The sequence below is a fragment of the Actinocrinis sp. genome (assembly GCF_035946395.1).
Taxonomy (GTDB): domain Bacteria; phylum Actinomycetota; class Actinomycetes; order Streptomycetales; family Catenulisporaceae; genus Actinocrinis.
The window spans coordinates 1-4,531 of record NZ_DASYZI010000145.1 but is presented as its reverse complement, the minus strand read 5'-3'; the positions used below and the strand labels follow the sequence as shown (position 1 = coordinate 4,531).

Genomic DNA, 4,531 nt, shown 5'->3' with positions numbered 1-4,531 from the left:
CTGTTCCTGCGCTGGCTCGGCCGCCCACGCACGTCGAAGAAGCGAAAGTCGGACAAGAACAAGCGGGGAACTGCCGGAGGCTCTACCGACGAGATACTCACCGGGGCCGCGCGTCACCGCCGTTCCGCAGAACTCGCGGCCAGCGCAGGAGATTGGGCGGAAGCGATTCGCGAGCGGTTCCGCGCGGTGATCGCCACCCTCGACGAACGCGGACTGCTTCCAGAGCGCGCGGACCGAACGGCGGACGAGGCGGCGCGGGACGCCGGCGCGATCCTTCCCGCACACGGCTCGATCCTGGAGGCGGCCGCGCGTGCCTTCGACGAGGTCGAATACGGCGAGTACGTAGGCACCCCGGATGCGTACGCCGTGATCAGCGATGTGGACGAGCTGGTGAGGACGGAACAGCCGGGCACGCTCGTGTTGACCACCGCGATCACACCGACGACCCCGGGCAGCCAGTTGTGAAGCATCCGGTAAGGCGGCGGCAGACGGCCCTGGTCGCAGCCGCATTATGTGGCGCAGTGATCTTCGTCCCGATCACGGCCGCTGCGGCCCACGCCGACGTCGCCCCAAGCCCCAGCCCCAGTGCCTCCGTAGACACCTCTACACTGCTTCAGCCGACAAGTGAGTCCGCCTTGCTGAACCTGCTCGGGCAGCAGGGCATCGCTTACTACCCGACGCAACAGATCGAGGATGTACTCGCCTACACGGGCCCTGACACAACGCTCGTGATCAGCGACGACGAGCGCCCTGACCAGCCAACGCTGATCCAGCTGCACTCCGCCGGGTTCGGGCGTGTCATCATCCTGAACAACGACGCGGCCACAGTCACCGCATTCATGCCTGAGGTCGGTATCGGCCAGTACACCGACGCAGTGACCATACCGGTGGCGCCGTCATGCACGCAGCCGGACGCGTTCGCGGCCGGAAGCGTGGATCTGCATGTCGAGTCGATGACGTTCACCGTCAGCGCGACGGACCCTGCTGATGTCGGCTGTTACCCAGTCGGCGGCGCGCCCACGATGGTGTCTCAAAGCAATGGCGACACCGACATCTTCGCCCTCGGTTCAATCACGTTCTTCGAGAACGATCGCCTCGCATCGGCCGGTAACGCCGCACTGGCGTTGCGGCTCTTCGGCGCGCATCCGAAGCTGGTGTGGTTCGCTCCCTCGTTCACCCCGGATCCCTCGCTGAACAACTGTGGTGGCACCGTCTGCGGAGGAACTTTGCCCACGCCGCAGCCGGGCAGCACGATGACCATCCGCGCAGGCGGTGGTGGTAGCGGCGGAGGCGGCGGTTCGGGCGGCGCAAGCCAACCGACGCTGACCAGCCTGATGCCGACCTGGATCTGGTGGGTACTGCTTCAACTCCTGGTCGCCGTGTTGCTCACCGCCTATTGGCGCGGTCGCCGCCTCGGCACGGTCGTCACCGAACAACTACCGGTCACCGTGCGCGCGGCGGAGACCGTCGAGGGTCACGCACGCCTTTATCGGCGTGCCAACGCCCACGGTCGCGCGGCCGAGTTGTTGCGTAAGGCGACCGCGGGTCGTCTGGCCGGATACTTCGGGGTTCCGGCGGCGCGTGCACATGCGGACCCGTCGGTGCTGGTCGCTGTGGTGGCCACACACCTGCACGTCACCGAGGATGTGGTGGCCGATCTGCTCACGGGTGAGGCCCCACAGTCCGAAGCCGAACTGGTCCTGCTCGCGGACCACCTCGACCAACTGGAACAGGAGGTCCGGTCATCGTGACCGAATCCGACACCGCAGTATCCGACACGGCGGTACACACGGTGCCCGTGCCCGTGGCGCAGGCGGACCACGCGCGCCAGTCTCTGCAAGCTGTGCGAGCGGAGGTGGCGAAGGCGGTCGTGGGGCAGGACGCGGCGGTTACCGGCCTGGTGATCGCGCTGCTGTGCCAGGGCCACGTGCTGCTCGAAGGCGTGCCCGGCGTCGCGAAGACGCTGCTGGTGCGCTCGTTGGCCGCGGCGTTGTCGCTCGACTCGAAGCGGGTGCAGTTCACCCCGGATCTGATGCCCGGTGACGTGACGGGTTCGCTGGTCTTCGACGCGCGCACCGCCGAGTTCTCGTTCCGCGAGGGACCGGTGTTCACCAATCTGCTGCTCGCCGACGAGATCAACCGCACGCCGCCGAAGACGCAGGCCGCGCTGCTGGAGAGCATGGAGGAGCGGCAGGTCACGGTGGACGGCCTGCCGCGCCGTCTGCCGGTGCCGTTCGTGGTGGCGGCGACGCAGAACCCGCTTGAGTTCGAGGGCACCTATCCGCTGCCCGAGGCGCAACTCGACCGCTTCCTGCTCAAGCTGAATCTTCCGCTGCCCAGCCGCGACGAGGAGATCGCGGTACTGCGCCGCCATGCGGACGGCTTCGACCCGCGCCAACTCGCGGCGGCAGGTGTGCAACCGGTCGCGGGAGAGACAGACATCGAGGCGGCGCGTAACGCTGTACGAGCTGTCATAGTCACGCCAGAGGTGCTGGGCTACATCGCGGATGTTGTAAGGGCAACGCGTAGTGCCCCGTCGCTGTCTGTCGGAGTATCGCCCCGCGGTGGTACGGCGCTGCTCGCCGCGTCACGCGCTTGGGCTTGGCTGTCTGGCCGCAACTACGTGAGTCCCGACGATGTGAAGGCACTCGCACGGCCGGTCCTGCGTCATCGCGTGCGGTTGCGCCCGGAAAGCGAGCTTGAAGGCGTGTCCACCGACGCCGTCATCGACGGCGTACTAGGCACCGTCGCCGTCCCACGCTAGGCAGGCAGACACAGCAGGCAGACACAGCAGACAGCCAAGGGCCAAATCCGCAGTACGCACGAGACCGATTCAGAGACTCAAACCAAGACCCAGACCAGACCAGAAACCAGGACTACAGGGCATGCGCTCCCCCACTCCCCGAAACGGCCGTGGCAGCATCGTGCTGACCGGCCGTACCGGCGCCGTCGCCGCGGCAGGCTCGGTGCTGGTCGGCGTGGTCGCCGGCGTGTTCCATGTTCCGGGTTGGGCCGGGATCGCGGCGTTCGAAGCCGCTCTCGGTTTCGGTGTCGCGGCGGACGCAATCCGTGCGGGCACGTTACGCGACCTGGCCTTTGAGCGCAGTGGCAGCACAACAGTCCGCCTAGGCGAGAGTGCGGCGGTCCATCTAACCGTTACGAACAACGGCGCCCACCCTTTGCGCGGCATACTTCGTGACGCCTGGACGCCGAGTGCGGGCAACGTGCCACAGACGACGGCACCGCGTCAGGTCTCCGAAGTACCGAAGGAGCCGCGCCACGCCCTGTCCATCGAGCCGAATGCGGCACAACGGATCGACACGATCCTCACGCCGACGCGCCGCGGTGACCGCATCCCCGATCGCGTCACCGTGCGATCGCTCGGCCCGCTCGGCCTGGCCGGCAGACAACTATCGAGCGAGATTCCGTGGCGCCTACGAGTGCTGCCGCCCTTCGAAAGCCGCAAGCATCTGCCGTCGCGCCTTGCGAGGCTGCACGAGACGGACGGCCGCACTCCGGTCCTCGTGCGCGGCCAAGGCAGCGAGTTCGACTCACTGCGCGAGTATGTGATCGGCGACGACGTGCGCTCGATCGACTGGCGGGCGACGGCGCGCCGCAACGATGTCGTAGTGCGCACGTGGCGGCCGGAGCGAGACCGGCATGTGGTCATGGTGCTGGACACCAGCCGCACGTCGGCCGGCCGCGTCGGTGACGTCCCACGTCTCGACTCAGCGATCGACGCCGCGTTGCTCCTGACGGCATTGGCCACGCGGGCCGGTGACCGGGTGGACTTGCTCGCATACGACCAACAGTTGCGCGCGTCGGTACCAGGAGCGCTGCCGGGCCGCACGCTGCCTCTGTTCAGCGACGCAATGGCAGGCCTCGAACCGTCGCTGATCGAGCTGAACGCCGAAGGTCTGGTCACGCATCTCATGAAGCAGATCCGCCGGCCGTCTCTGGTGGTGCTCCTCACGAGCATCGACGCGGCTACGATCGACCAGGGCTTGCTTCCGCAGGTAGGGCGCCTGACTGGCCGTCACAACGTGATCGTGGCCTCTGTAGCCGATCCGCGTATCGCACAGCTCTCCAGCGCACGCGGCGACGCGGACGCCGTATTTGCGGCGGCCTCAGCAGAGCTAGCGTTGGCGACGAGGCGCCAAGCAGCGGCGGAGTTACGGCGTCACGGCGTTCACGTGGTCGATGCGATCCCCGACCGTTTCGCACCGGCCCTCGCCGACACGTATCTCGCTCTGAAGGCCGCTGGCCGTCTTTAACTAACGCCAACGAAGGCCCCGGAGTGAAACCACCCTGGGGGTTGCTGTTTTCGCGTTGCAACGTGGTTCCCTAAAAAAGCATAGGAGCCGGACCCAATGTTTGGGTTCGGCTCCTATGCTATGTGGTGGTGCGGCGGTGTCCTGCTCTCCCGCCGGGTGGCCCCGGCAGTACCCTCGGCGCTGGTGGGCTTAGCTTCCGGGTTCGGAATGGGTCCGGGCGTTTCCCCGCCGCCATGGCCGCCGCAACAACTGTGACA

The 4,531-nt window shown here is 67.1% G+C and carries 4 protein-coding genes and 1 rRNA gene; 4 read left to right on the top strand and 1 reads right to left on the bottom strand.

Going from position 1 to position 4,531, the window contains the following annotated elements; translation table 11 throughout:
• The 4 genes from VGS97_RS09370 to VGS97_RS09355 form a co-directional block, all read left to right on the top strand.
• On the top strand, positions 1–465 hold a 465-nt coding region (locus VGS97_RS09370), incomplete at its 5' end, for a DUF4129 domain-containing protein (RefSeq protein ID WP_326852919.1).
• Positions 466–635: 170 nt separating this feature from the next.
• Positions 636–1,751 (top strand): DUF4350 domain-containing protein, encoded by a 1,116-nt coding sequence (locus tag VGS97_RS09365; RefSeq protein WP_326852918.1) that lies wholly within the window; start codon positions 636–638, stop codon positions 1,749–1,751.
• Between the two features lie 47 nt (positions 1,752–1,798).
• The gene (locus VGS97_RS09360) at positions 1,799–2,764 is read left to right on the top strand and encodes an AAA family ATPase (protein ID WP_414641673.1); all 966 of its coding nucleotides are present in this window, start codon (positions 1,799–1,801) and stop codon (positions 2,762–2,764) included.
• A gap of 157 nt (positions 2,765–2,921) precedes the next feature.
• On the top strand, positions 2,922–4,274 hold the full coding sequence (locus tag VGS97_RS09355) for a DUF58 domain-containing protein (protein ID WP_349262065.1): 1,353 nt from the start codon (positions 2,922–2,924) through the stop codon (positions 4,272–4,274).
• 128 nt (positions 4,275–4,402) lie between these two features.
• On the opposite strand, the gene rrf is transcribed toward VGS97_RS09355, so the two are convergent.
• Positions 4,403–4,519 (bottom strand): 5S ribosomal RNA (rrf, locus tag VGS97_RS09350).
• Between the last annotated feature and the right edge of the window lie 12 nt (positions 4,520–4,531).